This is a genomic window from Candidatus Nanopelagicus hibericus (assembly GCF_002288005.1).
Classification (GTDB): Bacteria; Actinomycetota; Actinomycetes; order Nanopelagicales; family Nanopelagicaceae; genus Nanopelagicus; species Nanopelagicus hibericus.
This window is the reverse complement of record NZ_CP016771.1, coordinates 325,435-341,666: the sequence shown is the minus strand read 5'-3', so window position 1 is coordinate 341,666 and position 16,232 is coordinate 325,435. Positions and strand designations below refer to the sequence as shown.

16 protein-coding genes and 1 tRNA gene are annotated in these 16,232 nt (G+C 43.5%); 2 read left to right on the top strand and 15 right to left on the bottom strand.

Going from position 1 to position 16,232, the window contains the following annotated elements; all coding sequences use genetic code 11:
- Position 1: 1 nt before the first annotated feature.
- The 15 genes from B1s21160_RS01840 to B1s21160_RS01770 all read right to left on the bottom strand — a co-directional run bounded on the left by B1s21160_RS01840 (position 2) and on the right by B1s21160_RS01770 (position 13,817).
- Positions 2–310, bottom strand: coding sequence for a DUF6504 family protein (locus tag B1s21160_RS01840; protein ID WP_095672174.1), 309 nt, complete (start codon positions 308–310; stop codon positions 2–4).
- Between the two features lie 62 nt (positions 311–372).
- Positions 373–1,101, bottom strand: coding sequence for an SOS response-associated peptidase (locus B1s21160_RS01835; protein WP_095672173.1), 729 nt, complete (start codon positions 1,099–1,101; stop codon positions 373–375).
- A gap of 13 nt (positions 1,102–1,114) precedes the next feature.
- Entirely contained in the window at positions 1,115–1,744 is a 630-nt protein-coding gene (locus B1s21160_RS01830) for an HNH endonuclease family protein (RefSeq protein WP_095672172.1), read from the bottom strand.
- Positions 1,745–1,783: 39 nt separating this feature from the next.
- On the bottom strand, positions 1,784–2,590 hold the full coding sequence (locus B1s21160_RS01825) for a UbiA family prenyltransferase (protein ID WP_095672171.1): 807 nt from the start codon (positions 2,588–2,590) through the stop codon (positions 1,784–1,786).
- 24 nt (positions 2,591–2,614) lie between these two features.
- Positions 2,615–3,139, bottom strand: coding sequence for a tetratricopeptide repeat protein (locus B1s21160_RS01820; protein ID WP_095672170.1), 525 nt, complete (start codon positions 3,137–3,139; stop codon positions 2,615–2,617).
- A 238-nt stretch (positions 3,140–3,377) separates the two neighbouring features.
- Positions 3,378–5,834 carry a leucine--tRNA ligase gene (gene leuS / locus B1s21160_RS01815; RefSeq protein WP_095672169.1) on the bottom strand — a complete coding sequence of 819 codons (2,457 nt, stop codon included), beginning with the start codon at positions 5,832–5,834 and terminating at the stop codon, positions 3,378–3,380.
- A 104-nt stretch (positions 5,835–5,938) separates the two neighbouring features.
- Positions 5,939–6,011 (bottom strand) — tRNA-Ala (locus tag B1s21160_RS01810).
- Between the two features lie 28 nt (positions 6,012–6,039).
- Positions 6,040–6,702 carry a histidine phosphatase family protein gene (locus tag B1s21160_RS01805; RefSeq protein WP_095672168.1) on the bottom strand — a complete coding sequence of 221 codons (663 nt, stop codon included), beginning with the start codon at positions 6,700–6,702 and terminating at the stop codon, positions 6,040–6,042.
- A complete protein-coding gene (rsfS, locus tag B1s21160_RS01800; protein ID WP_095672167.1) occupies positions 6,702–7,067 on the bottom strand; it encodes a ribosome silencing factor in 366 nt (121 codons plus the stop codon). Before rsfS ends, B1s21160_RS01805 begins: the two co-directional genes overlap by 1 nt.
- A complete protein-coding gene (nadD, locus tag B1s21160_RS01795; protein ID WP_095672166.1) occupies positions 7,054–7,605 on the bottom strand; it encodes a nicotinate (nicotinamide) nucleotide adenylyltransferase in 552 nt (183 codons plus the stop codon). Before nadD ends, rsfS begins: the two co-directional genes overlap by 14 nt.
- Positions 7,606–7,758: 153 nt before the next feature.
- Entirely contained in the window at positions 7,759–9,786 is a 2,028-nt protein-coding gene (gene ligA, locus B1s21160_RS01790; RefSeq protein WP_095672165.1) for an NAD-dependent DNA ligase LigA, read from the bottom strand.
- 2 nt (positions 9,787–9,788) lie between these two features.
- Positions 9,789–10,874 carry a tRNA 2-thiouridine(34) synthase MnmA gene (gene mnmA, locus B1s21160_RS01785; RefSeq protein ID WP_095672164.1) on the bottom strand — a complete coding sequence of 362 codons (1,086 nt, stop codon included), beginning with the start codon at positions 10,872–10,874 and terminating at the stop codon, positions 9,789–9,791.
- Positions 10,871–12,028, bottom strand: a complete 1,158-nt coding sequence (locus tag B1s21160_RS01780) for a cysteine desulfurase family protein (RefSeq protein WP_095672163.1) — start codon at positions 12,026–12,028, stop codon at positions 10,871–10,873. Before B1s21160_RS01780 ends, mnmA begins: the two co-directional genes overlap by 4 nt.
- 38 nt (positions 12,029–12,066) lie before the next feature.
- Entirely contained in the window at positions 12,067–13,011 is a 945-nt protein-coding gene (locus tag B1s21160_RS06500; RefSeq protein ID WP_095672162.1) for an electron transfer flavoprotein subunit alpha/FixB family protein, read from the bottom strand.
- Complete coding sequence (locus B1s21160_RS01770; RefSeq protein ID WP_095672161.1) at positions 13,008–13,817, bottom strand: electron transfer flavoprotein subunit beta/FixA family protein; 810 nt, start codon at positions 13,815–13,817, stop codon at positions 13,008–13,010. Before B1s21160_RS01770 ends, B1s21160_RS06500 begins: the two co-directional genes overlap by 4 nt.
- 109 nt (positions 13,818–13,926) lie before the next feature.
- Here B1s21160_RS01770 and B1s21160_RS01765 point away from each other — a divergent pair, with 109 nt between their 5' ends.
- Both B1s21160_RS01765 and B1s21160_RS01760 read left to right on the top strand, forming a co-directional pair.
- Entirely contained in the window at positions 13,927–15,075 is a 1,149-nt protein-coding gene (locus tag B1s21160_RS01765) for a glycosyltransferase family 4 protein (protein WP_095672160.1), read from the top strand.
- Positions 14,982–16,232: a glycosyltransferase gene (locus B1s21160_RS01760; protein ID WP_223297972.1), complete on the top strand. Its 1,251-nt coding sequence runs from the start codon at positions 14,982–14,984 to the stop codon at positions 16,230–16,232. Before B1s21160_RS01765 ends, B1s21160_RS01760 begins: the two co-directional genes overlap by 94 nt.

Below are 16,232 nucleotides of genomic sequence, written 5' to 3'. Positions count from 1 at the left end.
TTTATTTTCCTCTTGAGCTTGGCCGAATCTGCCAAGAGTTATCGCCTTGATTAAACTCAATCTCAAAGGTGGTAAGTGCGCCAATTGGCGCCGCCTCCACCTGCCAATACCTACTCACCTGCTCATTAATCTGATCAGAATCAATTTGCTGCCACCAAGAGCTGCTTTGTAGCCAGGTAGTGAGCACCGAGTTAATATGAAAGCGCACACCTTGATAAATAAACTCAACTGGTTCACCAGCTTGATTGGTCAGGCAGATTTTGGCAGCGGTATTTTGCGGTGAGTTTGGGCTTAATTTGTGTTCGAACATTTGTTCGATAAGATACTAAACCCTACTGACAGTGGCAAGTTGGGCTACTTGAGGTTAGAAGATTAAAAGAGTGTGCCGGCAGGTGGCAGCTCTATTTGTGCTGCCAACTCTGGGCCAGTATTTCGGGCATTGTTAACCTCATCAGCTACTGGCCAAAAGGTTAGCCCGGCATCTGGTGATTTTAAATCAATCATCTTTAGGTACTGATCTATCTCATCTGCTGCAAGTGATTTACTACTAAGCCAGCTGCTCCATAAACTTTTTGGCAAGATCAACGGCATGCGATGGTGAATTGGTTTTAATATCCCAGCAACCTCGCGGGTGATAATCGCTGCGGTGGTAATTGGTGAGGATGTTTGTGGATTAATCCACTCTTCATAAATACCAGCGATAGCAATGCTGCTCTTATCTGTATTTGAGATATAAAAGGGCTGCTTTGGTTTGTATTGACCCAGCTCTGTTGCCCATTCATAATAACCAGTGGCAGGTATTAAACATCTTCTTGATTTAAATGCACTCTTAAAGCTTGGTTTTTCAGCAATTGATTCCACTCTGGCATTAATTGCATTTGATTGCCTGCTTGCATCCTTCGCCCAGGATGGAATTAAGCCCCACCTTGCCAGATGAATCTGTCGATTATCACCTGCCAGATTATCTGCGGCAATAAATAGAATTGGTGTGGTGGGTGAGATATTCCAATTACTTGGTGTGATTGCAATATTGGCATTACCTGCTGCAAACTCAACCGCTAAATCCTCACCTGAGATATTAAGCGCGTATCTGCCACACATTTACTAATTCTAACTAATCTACTGGCAGTAATTGCTCTGGACAGCTTTCCAATACCCTACTCATCGCACTTTTTTCAGGCGCAGTAAGCCAAAGTGAGTACTTCAACTTCACTGCGATCTGAGCTGCCACATATTCACATCGAAAAGATTTGGCTGGTGGCAACCAGGTGGCAGCATCACCATCTCCTTTTTGACGATTCAACTTGGCATCAACTGCCAAAAGATTAAGTGGATCATTGGCAATTTGAGTACGTTTTGCCTTGTCAAAGTAGGCCGCCCCGGTTTGCCAAGCATTTGATAATGCCACTAGATGGTCGATATCAATATTAGATTTTGTGCTACTAAAGGTAATTGATTTGCCACTAAATGGATCTAATAATTGCCCACCTACCACCTTGCAATCTCTGGTCCCCACTTTGTAGGTAATATTTGTTAAATCTCGTTTAAGTGTGTCATTTCTAGCATCACAACCATTTCGATCTGGATCAGACCAGTGAGGAAATTGAGCGCGACTGTATCCAGTTTTAGCAGCACGCCCCTTCACCTCTAATTGATTTAAAGCGGTAAGGGCATCATTGGCAGCAGCTGGCGCTGTGGTGGGCAGAAGTGTGAGCAGTAAGCCAAGTACAACTATCCGTCTCATCCCGCAATACTCTTAGTAATACTTAGATAAGGCAAGTATTTAAACTACAAAGCTGCCAATCTTTGAGTTTGTTGCATTTATTAACAAAATTACATCCACAATCACAGTGACCATTAAAGACTTAAAGATTACTGAGTCTGGCGCAGCGCTAGTAATCACCGCAGCAATTAAACCAACTACCAACAACGAAGTGTTGGCAACAGTTGCATGCAATAGCAGGGTGGTTAATATCAATAAACTGGCGGTGATGACTCGGCTAGCTCTTTTGCCCAACCGCTGCGGTAATCCCTTTATGCCAGAGGTTAGATCCTGATCTAAATCTTTGAGCACATTGGCAAAGTGTGCTGCCACACCAAGTAAGGCTCCTGCTGTAATTAACCAGATTGGCACTAGGCGATCAGTTGAGATCACCAAGGATGAGACAAGTGCTGCAAAAGCTAATGCATATGGCAGTGGTGATAGCAGGGTTGATTTGAAGTAAAAGTTATAGGCAACACCCATTCCCACCCCAAATAAATAGAGTAGCCCGCCTTTAATTCCCAACGGTCCAAACAGATTGAGTACAACTGCAGCCGGAGCGGTGATCTTAATCGCCCGCAATAATTGAGCTGTAGTGATTACCCCAGAAACTAATGGTTTGCTGCTGCGATTATGCTTTAAATCATCCTGATAATCATTTAAGTCATTAGACCAGCCAACTAATAATTGGCCAAGAAAAATCCCAAAAGCGATTACAAGTGCCGGACCTTCCCACCAAAGGTTTTTCGCAAGCAGTAATGAAACCAGAGTAACTGCAATTGTTGGACCAAAGTGTGCTGCTTTTAATAATCCAATTACAAACTTCATCTTATAAGAGTACTAGTTGAAGACTTATTTATTACCTATTGCCTTCTTCAGATCTAGATACTCTTCACAGGTAACACCACACAAGCTCTTTAATTTCGCTAGGTTTTTCTTTGCATCCGCAGTTTTTTTAGTCAGCATAAATAACTCACCCTGATACTCCAGGGCGCCCAGATGTTTAGGATCAATCTTTAAAGCTTTGGTGTAGTAAGTGGCAGCTGGCTTATATTGCTTCAATTTTCTTGAGCTATAACCTAGCAAATTATTAATATCAGCATTATTTGGGAAATCTTGATCGGCTATCTTCAAAGCTGCCAGCGCTTTCGTGAAATCATTTTTAGCAATCAAAGCCCTAATTGTTGTCAGTTCACCATTTAAACTCTTAGCTGCAGCAGTGGGGGTGGATGCCACTTGAGTTGGCGTAGGCGTAGGTGTTGCGGCAGGTGCTGGCGCTGTGGTGGCGGCAGGTGCTGGCGCAGGTGTACTGCGATCAACAGCATTTGCAGCTGGGGATAAACCAAAAACTAGCAGGAGGATTAACAGCTTTTGCATGTGGATATCTTATATTGCTTTCTATCCACAGGGAATTAAGGAGGTGAAACTTAATCCCGCCTTCACCTAATAAAGTGATCTAGTTAACTGGAAATTAATAAACAAATGAAAGATTCCATTTGGTTTACGTGACAGATTTATGCGCGAGATAAATCTGACAGTAGATCCTCCTACAAAGTGGCTCAATCAAGCCCTTTGGTAAAGGCCCCGCCCACCCTTCCTGCGGGGCTTTTACAGTTTAAATAACAAAATTAACTAATTTTGGTGCAACAGTAATTACTTTTTGAATTGTGCTGCCCGCGAGTGCAGCTTTGATCTGCGCATTTTCCATACCTAATCTCTCTAACTCATCCTTTGAAATATTTGGTGAAACTTCAATCCGATCTTTTATTTTGCCATTAATCTGCAAGATTGCAATTACATTATCAGCCCCAAGTAATGATTTATCTACCACTGGCCAACCAGCATTGGCGATGGCAGGTTTATGGCCAAGTTTTTCCCACATATCCTCTGCGGTGTAGGGAGCAACAAGTGAAAGACAGATCGCAATCGCCTCACTCGCTTGTCTCACCGCTGGATCACCAGCGCCGCATCCAGAGTCAATCGCTTTGCGAGTGGCATTTACCAACTCCATCACTCTGGCAATTACTACATTAAATCGAAATGATTCAACTGCAATCTCAATATCAGATACCGCCTTGGCAACTACTTTACGAAGTGTGAGATCACCTTTAGAAAAATCTACCCCCGGCTTACTATCTACCTCTTGGCTGATCTTCCATGCACGGTTTAAAAACTTTAATGAGCCAGCTGGTGACACATCAGACCAATCAATATCATCTTCAGGTGGGCCAGCAAATACCAAGGAAACTCTAATTGCGTCCACACCATGTTTATCTAACTCATCAGATAATTTCACAAGATTGCCTCGGCTCTTGCTCATTGCCGAACCATCCATCAACACCATTCCTTGATTTAGTAATCTAGTAAATGGCTCATTGAAATTAAGCAAACCAAGATCATTTAACACCTTAGTGAAGAATCTGGAGTAAAGCAGGTGCAAGATTGCGTGGGTGACCCCACCTACATATTGATCAACCGGCAGCCAGGTTTCAACAGACTTTTTATCAAAAGCAAGCTCATGGTTATTTACTGAGGTATAGCGAAGAAAGTACCAAGATGAGTCCACAAATGTATCCATGGTGTCAGCATCGCGTTTTGCAGCCGAGCCACACTTTGGACATTTAACATTTACCCAATCAGAGGCTGCTCCCAGTGGGGATGAACCTTTTGGCTTTAAATCTAAACCTTTGGCATCTGGTAATTTCACTGGCAGTTGATCTTGCGGCACTGGGACTAAGCCGCACTTGTCACAATGAATAATAGGAATTGGCGTTCCCCAAAAACGTTGGCGGGAGATCAACCAGTCGCGCAGGCGATAATTCTTAGTCGCCTTACCTAATTTCTTTTCTGCCAATTCACTAATAATCTTATTTATGGCATCATCTTTTTTTAATCCAGTGATTGAGCCAGAGTTAATTACTAAGCCATCTCCATCGGTGGCGATCCCTGAAGTGTTTGGATCCTCAAGGCCAGTATCAATCACCACTCGGATCGGTAGCTTCATTGCTTTAGCAAAATCTAAATCTCGTTGATCATGTGCTGGAACAGCCATGATCGCACCTGTTCCATAATCAGCTAAAACATAATCCGAGGCCCAGATTGGAATTTTTTCATTATTGACCGGATTAATTGCGTAACGATTTAAAAACACGCCACTTTTAATGCGATCTGTAGCCAGGCGATCAATATCAGAGGCAGATTTAACAGTTTCTAAATACTTTTTAAACTCTGCCTCAACTGGTGTATTTGCAACTAAATCTGCTGCCAAGGTTGAATCTGCCGCTACCACCATAAATGTTGCACCATACAAAGTATCTGGCCGGGTGGTGTAAACCGTTATTTTTTTATCAGAGCCATCAATTGCAAAATCAACTTGCGCGCCAGTTGATCTGCCTATCCAGTTGCGTTGCATAAGCAAAACCTTCTCCGGCCAAGCCCCCTCTAATTGCTCCATGTCATCTAGCAGGCGATCTGCGTAATCAGTGATCTTTAAGTACCATTGATTTAATTTCTTTTTTGTAACAGCGCTATCACACCTCTCACATAATCCTGCTACTACCTGCTCATTAGCCAAAACAGTTTGGCAATCAGGGCACCAATTAACCGCTGAGTCTTTGCGATAAGCCAGCCCCTTTTCAAACATCTTAAGAAATAACCATTGATTCCATTTGTAATACTCAGGGTCACAGGTGTGAAGTACTCGATCCCAATCAAAGGAGCAGGCATACCTGCGCATTGAAGCTTTTTGGACATCAATATTTTCATAGGTCCACTGCCTTGGATCAGCATCTCTCTTTATCGCCGCATTTTCTGCGGGTAATCCAAATGCATCCCAACCAATTGGGTGCATAACATTAAATCCTTTTTGGATCCAATACCTGGCAATCACATCCCCTAATGCATAAGCCTCAGCATGACCCATGTGTAGATCACCTGATGGATAAGGAAACATATCCAAAACATATTTCTTAGGACGCTTGTCATCATCCTTGCCAGATTTAAATGGCGCTAACTTATCCCAGAGTGGCAGCCACTTATCTTGCACCGCCTTAAAGTCATACGCCTCTTGCATTACTTAGTACCAATAATTTTTTTTACTACAAAAATGAGTAAGGGTTTTGGCATTGATAAAGTCTTCACTACCACTACTCCCCTTACCTGTTGATTTAAATAACGTGGAGCTGAGGGGATTTGAACCCCTGACCCCTTGCATGCCATGCAAGTGCGCTACCAGCTGCGCCACAGCCCCGCTTGTGTATTAGAAGGTGCAACCTTATCTAATTGACCGCATCATCTCCAAAGACAGGCTCAGGTAATGAGCCGGCATTGTGCTCTGCTAAATACCACTTACTGCCAGTGTGATGCTTTGTTAACTCTAGGACTGACCAACATGCATTTGAAAGGCCGCCGATGATTCCCCATTGTGGAATCGGTAATTTAAGAATTGAACCTAAAACACTTCTTACAGTTCCGCCGTGGGTTACAAAAACTACCGTGCCAGAGAAATTATCTGTTTCTTTTTCAATTACCGCTACCGCACGCTTTGCTACATCACTCCTTCGCTCACCAGTCACACCCGCTGGTTCATCTCCACCTTCATACCACTTAGCAAATAAATCACCGTGGGAAGCTCTGTTTTCCGTAGCGGTTCTGCCCTCCCATAATCCTCCGTTGGTCTCTCTTATTCCCGGATTTATTTCAACTTTAATGTTAGTTAAATCGGCAAGGGCAGCAGCAGTTTTTTGCGCCCTGATTAAATCACTGGAGATAATTCGATCTGGCCTTAAAGCAGCAAGTACTTTTGCCGCTTCAACCACTTGATACTCACCCACTTTATTTAATGGGATATCTGAATGTCCCTGAAATCGATTTTCAACATTCCAATCAGTCTGTCCATGTCGCCATAAAACCACTCGTATTGGTGTGTTAGCACTACTCATTACCGATTCACCTGCTCTAACTCTAATTCAATTGTTGGACAATCATTCCAAAGGCGATCTAGCATGTAGTAATTTCGAAGCTCACTGCTTTGAATGTGCACAACTAAATCGGTGTAATCCAACAAAATCCAGGAGTTACTTCCCTCTTTTCGAGCAGGCTTCTGACCAATAGCAGCCAACTTTTTCTCAACCTCATCAGCTAACGCTTGTAATTGTGGCTCATTATTTCCAGTTGCAATTAGGAAAACTTGGTTTAAAACTAATTGTTCAGACAAATCAATTGCCACAATTTCACTACCTAGTTTTTCTGCCAATGCTGCAGCTGCAATCTTGGTTAACTCTATAGTTTCACTACCGACTGCCATATAACCCATACTCTCTAATAAATGTAACCACCTTGGGTGGTAATAAACTGCTTACATTCTCTCGATTAGATATTGATTTTCTCACCTTTGTTGATGAGATATCCAATGCTTTAATTGAGATTTCCTCAAAATCTGAGGGTGGAGTTGCTGGTCGCTTGACCACCAATATCTTCACTAACTTTAATAAATCAGCAGATCTATGCCATTTATCTAGATGCAACGCGGCATCAGAGCCGATTACCAAGGTGAAGTTGGCCTCTGGATAAATCTGCTTAAGATCCTCAACAGTATCTATTGTGTAGCTGCTACCCGCTTTTCTAATTTCAATTGGAAGTACCTCTACTTTTTCAGCAAGGCCCATTGAGGTAACAGCAAGGTCAGCCATTTGAAATCGCTGTTCAGAATTTGCCAGCGGTGGGTTGTCTTTGAGCCAAGGAGCTCCTGCTGGAATAACCAGCACTTTTTCAAATTTATTTGAGATCTCTTTTATAAGATGTAGGTGACCGAGATGAATGGGATCAAAAGTTCCACCAAATATTGCAAACTCTTTACTTACTGCGCTGATAATTAATCCCGGTCAATACGAAGGGTTAAATAAAGCAGGAGTGAGAGAATTCCAAAGGTAACCAAGCCAAATAATGCTGGCGACATCGGTAGTTCCCGCAGATTCTCATTAAGCATTATCACTTGATTAGTTTATCCCTTTCTCAAGTAATAATTTAAATCCTGCCTCATCCAGTATGGTAATTCCAAGCTCTTGTGCCTTATCTAACTTTGATCCAGCAGCATCTCCTGCCACTAGATAATCCGTTTTTGCAGAGACAGAAGATGCTGCCTTGCCACCCCTGGCAATAATCGCCTCACTAGCCCCATCCCGAGTGAAATCATTGAGGGATCCAGTAACTACGATCGTTAATCCAGTTAAGGTTTGTTTTAGTTTCTCCTTAGGTGCATCTACCAGCATTACACCAGCCTTCTCCCATTTCTTTATTATTTGTTTGTGCCAATCCACGCTAAACCACTCAATAATTGCCTCAGCCATAACACCGCCGACACCATCGATGTTGGCAAGCTGATCCGCGGTTGCTTTTTGGATATTTGTAATTGAACCAAAATTATCGGCAAGTGCTTGTGCGCTAGTTGGCCCAACATGTCTTATAGAAAGTGCAACCAATATTCGCCAAAGTGGTCGCCTTTTGGCTACCTCCAGCCCCGCAATAAAACGCTCAGCAATCGCTCCCAGTGAGCCATCTTTTTTGGTGAAAAATTCAGATTTACTTAAATCTTTCAGTGTGAGTGAAAACAAATCACCCTCATCAACTATTAATTTATCAGCTAACAGCGCAGCTGCTGCTTCATAACCTAAAACATCAATATCAAGGGCAGATCTTGAGCCAATATAAAACAACCGCTCAACTACCTGTGCCGGACAAGATTGCGAATTAGGGCATCTGATATCAACATCGCCCTCACTCATCGCACGAAGTTTGCTGCCACAATTAGGACACTTACTGGGCATGACAAATGCCCGCTCACTTCCATTTCGCTTTTCAATTACTGGCGCCAAGACTTCAGGAATTACATCGCCTGCTTTTCGAATGAGTACTGTGTCGCCAATTAAAACTCCTTTACGTGCAATCTCTTGCGCGTTATGTAATGTAGCGTTAGTAACTGTTGATCCAGCTACTTTCACCGGCTCCATATAAGCAAAAGGTGTTACTCGTCCAGTCCTACCAACACTTACCTTAATATCTAATAATTTAGTAACTACCTCCTCCGGTGCATACTTATAGGCGATCGCCCATTTTGGCGCACGGGAGGTGAAACCCAAGGAATTTTGTGAAGCGATTTCATTTACCTTAATTACTACACCATCTATTTCATGCTCTACATTATGGCGATTTTTTTCATATTGATTAATAAAATCTAAAACTTCATTACGATTTGAAACCACCTTGTACTTGTCACTTGTTGGCAATCCCCAACCCTTTAGTAATTCATAAGCGCTAGATTGCTTTTCAAATGAGACTCCCGTAGCTGCGCCAATGCCGTGAACAACTACTGCAAGCGGACGAGAGGCGGTGATCTTAGGATCTTTTTGGCGAAGAGATCCGGCAGCAGCATTTCTAGGATTAGCAAAAGGTGGCTTACCAGACTCAACTAGTGAGTCATTTAAATCATCAAAGGATTGCAGTGGAAAAAATACCTCACCTCTGACCTCAAGAGTTTTTGGTAGATTTTTTCCAGACAATTCAATTGGTACTGATTTGATGGTCTTAATATTTAATGTTACATCCTCACCTGTTGCGCCATTTCCTCTGGTCAATGCCCTACTTAATCTGCCATCTTCATAAAGTAAATTAATGGCTAAGCCATCCACTTTGACCTCACACAGCCAGGTATTTCTTATCTGCGCTTTCTCAATTCGATCAAACCAATTAGCCAACTCCTCCTGATCAAATACGTTATCTAAGCTCATCATTTTCTCAATGTGATCATGTTGAGTAAAGGAGGTAGAAAAACCGCCACCAACTTGCAGGGTAGGTGAGCTTTCTAACTGGTACTGCGGATACTTACGCTCTAGCTCTAGTAGTTGATTCCACAACTTATCAAAGGCGGCATCGGTAATGGTTGGTGCGTCTAATACATAATATTTGAATTGATGATCAGTGATCTCTTCACATAATTGTTGAATCTGATGCCTAATTGCTGCACTCATATTTAAATAGTTTCACAAATCGTGCCAGAGCCAACCACCCGATCACCATCATAAATAACCAATGCTTGCCCAGTTGCTAATCCAAAAACTGGCGTTTCCAAATTAGCAATTAGATTCTTGCCATCAAATTTGTATTCACAAGCGAGTGGTTCACCATGCGCCCTAACTTGGGCATAGCCAGATAAATCTGCATTGATCTGCGGTGCCGGGCCACACCAGGTAGGAGGGGTAGCAATAATTGTTGAAACCGCTAACGCTTCATGGGTGCCAACTACAACTGTGTTGCTCTTTGGTTCAATCTTTAATACATATCTAGGTTCACCAGTTGGATCGGGCACAGTTAATGCTAAACCGCGCCGCTGACCTATTGTGTAGGTATAAGCACCTTTATGCTCACCTAGCTTTTTACCATCTTGATCCACAATGTCACCGGTTTCAGAGCCTAATTTATCTCGCAACCAACCAGCGTTATCTCCTGATGGCACAAAACAAATGTCATGTGAATCTGGTTTATTTGCCACAAATAATCCGCGCTCCTTCGCCTCTTTACGAGTATCTGTTTTCACCGTATCACCTAGCGGAAAAATTGCCCCTTCAATCTGATCAGTACGAAGGACAGCTAAAACATATGATTGATCTTTAGCAATATCTGCTGCTCGATGTAAGGTTTTTCCAGCCGCGCTATCTTTAGTGATTGCATAATGTCCAGTTACAACGCCATCAAAGCCAAGCGCCTTGGCGCGATCAAGCACCGCTTCAAACTTGATTTTTTCATTGCACCGTAAGCATGGATTAGGTGTTCTACCTGATTGATACTCTGATAAAAAGTTTTCAACTACTCCTTTGTGAAACTCCTCCGCCATATCCCAAATATAAAAAGGAATGCCAATTACATCAGCAGCGCGCCTGGCATCATGTGAATCTTCAATGGTGCAACAACCACGAGCACCCGAGCGATACTTTTGTGGATTACTAGAAAGTGCTAAGTGGACACCAACAACCTCATACCCGGCATCAACTGCTCTGGCGGCAGCTACCGCGGAATCAACCCCGCCACTCATTGCTGCTATTACCTTTAATTTTTTCATTTTTTCCCTGAGGCTGCTTTTGATCTAGCCACAACCGATGCAATCACCGATCCTAATCTGGCAATCTCATTGATGGTATTCAAATGGCTTAATGAAAATCTTAGCGTGGAGGTGGTTTCATCCTCACTTAATCCCATCGCCATCAACACATGACTTGGTCGCTGCACTCCAGCACTGCAGGCAGAGCCAGTTGAACATGCAATTCCCTCTGCATCGAGCAGTAGCAATAAACCTTCGGAGTCTGTTTTAGGAAATGTAATTGAGACGATTCCTGGTAGAGATTTTTCAAGATCTCCATTTACCTGTGCCTCTGGCACACTCTTCTTTATACTTTGAATTAACTCCCGCTTCAATCCCCTAACAGTTTGCTCTCGCACTTTTCGATTTGCCTGCGCATCAGTTGCAGCAGCTGCAAAGGAGACAATACTTGGAGCATTAAATGTGCCACTTCTAAGATCTCGCTCCTGACCGCCGCCATGTAAAACTGGTTCGATATCTAAACCTTTTTTTAAGATTAAAGCGGCAACTCCCAACGGGCCACCGAGCTTATGTGCGCTAATTGTGGCTGCAGTTAAGCCCAGTTTCTTAAATGAAAGCTCAACTTTGCCAAAACTTTGCACACAATCTGCATGAACTGGAATCTGCCCAGCAATTGCTACCACTTGGGCGATATCTTGAATGCTGCCCACCTCATTATTTGCATGCATAATTGAAATCAATGCAACTTCACCAGCATGCTCTGAAACCGCTTGCTTCAACTCATCTAATTTTATAAATCCTTTGGAATCAACATTTATCCCCACGACCTGAGCACCTTCATGCTCTGCCAACCAAACAATTGGATCCATTACTGCATGGTGTTCAAAGGTTGAGGTGATAATTACTTTTTTATTCTCCTTCACACCCTTCCAATACAGCCCTTTGACCGCCAAATTATTTGCCTCAGTGCCAGTTGCGGTAAATATCACCTCACTAGCTTCACAAGTAATAGCCTTAGCAATCCCCTCCCGCGCCGCCTCTAAATCTTTTCGCACCGACCTGCCAGCTGAGTGCAGTGAGGAGGCATTACCTAATTTTTTTAATTGAGTATTAAGTGCAATTACTGCAGCCTCTGCCATAGGTGTGGTGGCAGCATGATCAAAATAGATACTCACGTAGTAAGTCTAAAGGTTGCACCGATTGGTGATGTAATTTAAGCCTTTCGCGCAACAATCTGTGCGGTGGCTTGTGGCAAAACATTAAATAAATCACCAACTACTGCAAAATCTGCGATCTCAAGAATTGGTGCCTCTGGATCTTTATTAATTGCCACAATTGTCTTGCTTGTCTGCATACCAGCGCGATGTTGAATCGCACCTGAAATTCCGGCTGCAACGTAGAGCTGTGGTGAAACAGTTTTTCCAGTTTGGCCCACCTGGTGTGAGTGTGGATACCAACCAGCATCGGTGGCAGCACGGGAAGCGCCAACTGCTGCGCCCAGCGCATCTGCTAACGCTTCAACTGGTTTGAAATCTCCATTTGTGCCACGCCCGCCTGAAACCACAATTGATGCTTCAGTTAAATCTGGTCGCCCGCCCTTAACTACTGGAGTGGCAGATGAGATCGGTGCCAATTTGGCTGCCGCAGAAATAGTTGCAGCAAAGGTTTCAACTGTTGGTGATGAGGTGGCACTTACCGCCTCAATTGAATTAGCCCGCAAAGTAATGATTGGCACACCCTTGGTCACAGTTGAGTGAACAGTTGTTGAGCCACCAAAAACTGATTGGGTGGTGATTAAATCCTTATCTACATTTACCGCATCGGTAATAATGCCAGAGCCACAAATAACCGCAACTCTGCCGGCAATCTCTTTGCCATTTGCCGATGAGGTGATCAAAACTGCAGCTGGGTTTTTAGCCTTTATTAACTGCGCTAGACCATCAGCAATTGCCGGAGCGCCGTACTTGTCCCATTCACCTGCAACGGTAATTACCTTATCGACTGCAAATACCTTTAATTGTGAAGTAATCTCATCTGCACTTTGCGCAAAAACTACCGCAACCGAATCACCAATTGATTTAGCGTAGGTGGCAAGCTCACCCGTTGCTTTACTTATCTTTCCACCAAGATGATCTACTAAAAATAAAACCTCACTCATGCCAGCCTCTTTTCTACCAAAAACTCAACTAACTTTTCGCCGCCGCTTCCCTCATCAGTTAATTTCACACCAGCACCACGTGGTGGCCTTGGTAGGGCATCTTTAACCGCGCTCCAAGCAGCAGATTGGCCAACTGAGCTGGCATCAACTCCAGTATCTGCAATTGTCATCGTGGTAATACTTTTCTTCTTTGCCGCCATAATTCCCTTAAATGATGGATATCTTGGTTCGTTTATCTTTTCAACCACCGATAAAAGTGCTGGAAATTTTGCACTCATGACTTGATTACCAAACTCAGTCACCCGCTCAATCTCAACAGCTGTATTAGCAAGATCAACCTTAACTTTTCCGGCGAAGGTTAATTGCGCCCAACCCAATCGAGCAGCAATCATTGCTGGCACTACACTCATTCGGGCATCAGTACTTTCGGTGCCACAAATAACTAGATCATAATTTTCTTTTTTAATTACCTCAGATAAAACTAATGAGGTGGCGAGTGCATCCGACCCTGCCAAAGATGCATCACTTACCAAAATCGCATTGTCAGCGCCCATGGATAAACCTTTTCTGATTGCCTCGCTAGCTCGCTCTGGTCCCATAGAAATTAATGTGATGGTATGGCCACTTGCCTCACCCACCTCTTTACTTGGTGAGTTTGCCTCCACAATCCGAAGTGCCTCTTCAACTGCGTACTCATCTAAATCATTTAAAACTGCATCAACATTGGCGCGATCTAAAACTTGACCCGCCATTTTTTTCTCAGCCCAAGAGTCTGGAACCTGTTTAATGCAGACTGCGATTTTCATACCTCAATGTTACTCGGGGGTAGATTGCGGCGCCTATTTTCACCTGGCCTTCATCAACATTTAACCTCAACCTTTACTTAAGGCTTCCTGAGTGCCTCACCCTACCTTTATGAGAGTTGCGGTGGTCACAGAATCATTTTTGCCAAATGTAAATGGCGTTACCAACTCAGTACTTCGCATCTTAGAAAACTTAGCTCAAAACAATGATCAAGCATTGGTAATTGCGCCAACCTGTCCTGGTACACCTCGATCTTACGCCGGCCACCAAGTACGAACTACACCAGCGATTCCAACTCAAAACTTTTTACCAGTGAATATGCCGATGGGTTTACCACAACGAAAATTAAAACATTTACTAGATGGCTTCTCACCCGATGTTATTCACTTGGCCTCACCTTTTGCCCTTGGCTCCTACGCTGGAAAATTAGCCAAGCAGTTAGAAATTCCTACAGTTTCAGTTTATCAAACTGATTTAGGTGGCTTTGCCAAACAGTATGGCTTGGGTGCGGCTCAAAACTCTCTGCAGAAAATTCTTTATCGAATTCACTCCCAAACAGATCGCACCTTGGCGCCGTCAAACTCCGCCTGCCTAGATCTACATCTTGCTGGTGTACCAAATGTGCACCTGTGGCAACGAGGTGTTGATAGCAACTTGTTTAATCCAGCAAAACGAGATGAAGAGTTGCGCACTCGCTGGCGTGGCATCAACCAAGAGAAAACCATTATTGGCTTTGTCGGCAGATTGGCGCAGGAAAAACGAATTAGTGATCTAGCTGTTTTAGCTAACAATCCTGATATTCAACTGGTAATTGTGGGAGATGGCGCTCATCGTAAAAAACTTGAGCAGTTACTGCCTGGCGCAATATTTCTTGGCTTTAAATCTGCAGATGAGTTGGCCAAAATCTACGCCAGCTTTGATCTGTTTATTCATCCTGGCCCTAATGAAACTTTTTGTCAGGCGGTGCAGGAGGCACTTGCTAGTGGTGTGCCAGCGATTGTGCCACTTACTGGTGGGCCAGCAGATTTAGTAGTTGATAACCGCACCGGATACATTATTGATACCAAAGATGGCGCCGCTTTGTTGCAAGCAGTAACCAAACACCGAGGCAGATTAGATCGCAAGCAGATGCGAATTGCTGCCAGAGATTCAGTAAGTATGCGCACTTGGCAAAATATTATGGATCAACTACGCCAGCATTATCAGCAGGTAATCAGCGAAAAATCAGCCAGCCAATCAGATTCGGTAGGTGTGGCGTGAGAATTGTCCATGTAGCAAACTTTTATGGCCCAAGCTCTGGTGGTATTAAAACAACTCTGCATGAGTTGGGCGCCGGTTATTTAAAGTATGGTCATGAGTTTATTTATATTGTCCCTGGCCCAAGGTATTTAAAGGAGCAGACCCCATTTGGGCTGAAAATCAGCTTGCCTAGCATCACCTTGATCGGTAGCGGTGGGTATCAAATTATCCGCAGCAACCGGCAATTACTTAATCTTTTAGAGTTTTTACACCCGGATCGGGTGGAGGTCTCAGATCGCTTCACCTTGATGAAGGTTGGAAAATGGACGAAGCAAAACAAGATTGCCAGCTTAGTTTTCTCCCATGAAACCTTAAATGGTCTAGTTAAAAAGTATGCCGGCTTTATCCCCACAGCTATTCGCAGCAAATTTGTGAACTGGCATAATAGAAAATTAGCCAGCAATTTTGATCAGGTAATTGCTACTACCAATTTTGCCGCAGCTGAGTTTGAGCAAATTGGAATAACCAATTTAAATAAAATTGCCTTAGGTGTTGATCTAGAGCAGTTCAATCCAGCAAATCGTGATTTGGCGCTACGTACCTCACTTCTCAAAGGATCACGATATCTACTAATTCACTGCGGCCGGCTCTCACCAGAAAAAGAGCCAGCAAGAAGTGTGCAGGCGGTAGAAAAACTGATAGAAGCTGGGATTGATGTGCGACTAGTAATTATTGGTGGCGGCCCGTTGTGGAAAAAAATTAGAAAACAAAGCAGCAATTTGCCGGTTGAGATGTTGGGATATATTGCAAATCGTAAAAAAGTTGCTGAGTATCTAGCCTCAGCTGATGTGGCAATCGCACCTGGCCCACTTGAAACCTTTTGCTTATCCGCACTTGAATCACTTGCCTCTGGCACACCAGTTGTTGCCTCGGCATCTAGCGCGGTGGGTGAGATTTTAGATATTACATCTACTAACCCGGCCGGGGCGGTGGCGAAAGATAATGGTGCATCCTTTGCTAATGAGATAAATAAATTACTCCGTGATAGCTCTTTAAGAGTTACTGCCAGAAAGCAGGCAGAGCTTTACTCTTGGACAAATACTGTTCACAAAATGCTGGAGCTACATGGTGCTAAGCAACCCATGGTGGTTACAAAACGTAGGTTAAGAGTTGCTTAA

What these genes read in the sequence shown, in the direction of transcription:
- B1s21160_RS01840 (WP_095672174.1), bottom strand. Translation starts at nt 310, where the DNA reads ATGTTCGAACACAAATTAAGCCCAAACTCACCGCAAAATACCGCTGCC.
- B1s21160_RS01835 (WP_095672173.1), bottom strand. Translation starts at nt 1,101, where the DNA reads ATGTGTGGCAGATACGCGCTTAATATCTCAGGTGAGGATTTAGCGGTT.
- B1s21160_RS01830 (WP_095672172.1), bottom strand. Translation starts at nt 1,744, where the DNA reads ATGAGACGGATAGTTGTACTTGGCTTACTGCTCACACTTCTGCCCACC.
- B1s21160_RS01825 (WP_095672171.1), bottom strand. Translation starts at nt 2,590, where the DNA reads ATGAAGTTTGTAATTGGATTATTAAAAGCAGCACACTTTGGTCCAACA.
- B1s21160_RS01820 (WP_095672170.1), bottom strand. Translation starts at nt 3,139, where the DNA reads ATGCAAAAGCTGTTAATCCTCCTGCTAGTTTTTGGTTTATCCCCAGCT.
- leuS (WP_095672169.1), bottom strand. Translation starts at nt 5,834, where the DNA reads ATGCAAGAGGCGTATGACTTTAAGGCGGTGCAAGATAAGTGGCTGCCA.
- B1s21160_RS01805 (WP_095672168.1), bottom strand. Translation starts at nt 6,702, where the DNA reads ATGAGTAGTGCTAACACACCAATACGAGTGGTTTTATGGCGACATGGA.
- rsfS (WP_095672167.1), bottom strand. Translation starts at nt 7,067, where the DNA reads ATGGCAGTCGGTAGTGAAACTATAGAGTTAACCAAGATTGCAGCTGCA.
- ligA (WP_095672165.1), bottom strand. Translation starts at nt 9,786, where the DNA reads ATGAGTGCAGCAATTAGGCATCAGATTCAACAATTATGTGAAGAGATC.
- mnmA (WP_095672164.1), bottom strand. Translation starts at nt 10,874, where the DNA reads ATGAAAAAATTAAAGGTAATAGCAGCAATGAGTGGCGGGGTTGATTCC.
- B1s21160_RS06500 (WP_095672162.1), bottom strand. Translation starts at nt 13,011, where the DNA reads ATGAGTGAGGTTTTATTTTTAGTAGATCATCTTGGTGGAAAGATAAGT.
- B1s21160_RS01770 (WP_095672161.1), bottom strand. Translation starts at nt 13,817, where the DNA reads ATGAAAATCGCAGTCTGCATTAAACAGGTTCCAGACTCTTGGGCTGAG.
- B1s21160_RS01765 (WP_095672160.1), top strand. Translation starts at nt 13,927, where the DNA reads ATGAGAGTTGCGGTGGTCACAGAATCATTTTTGCCAAATGTAAATGGC.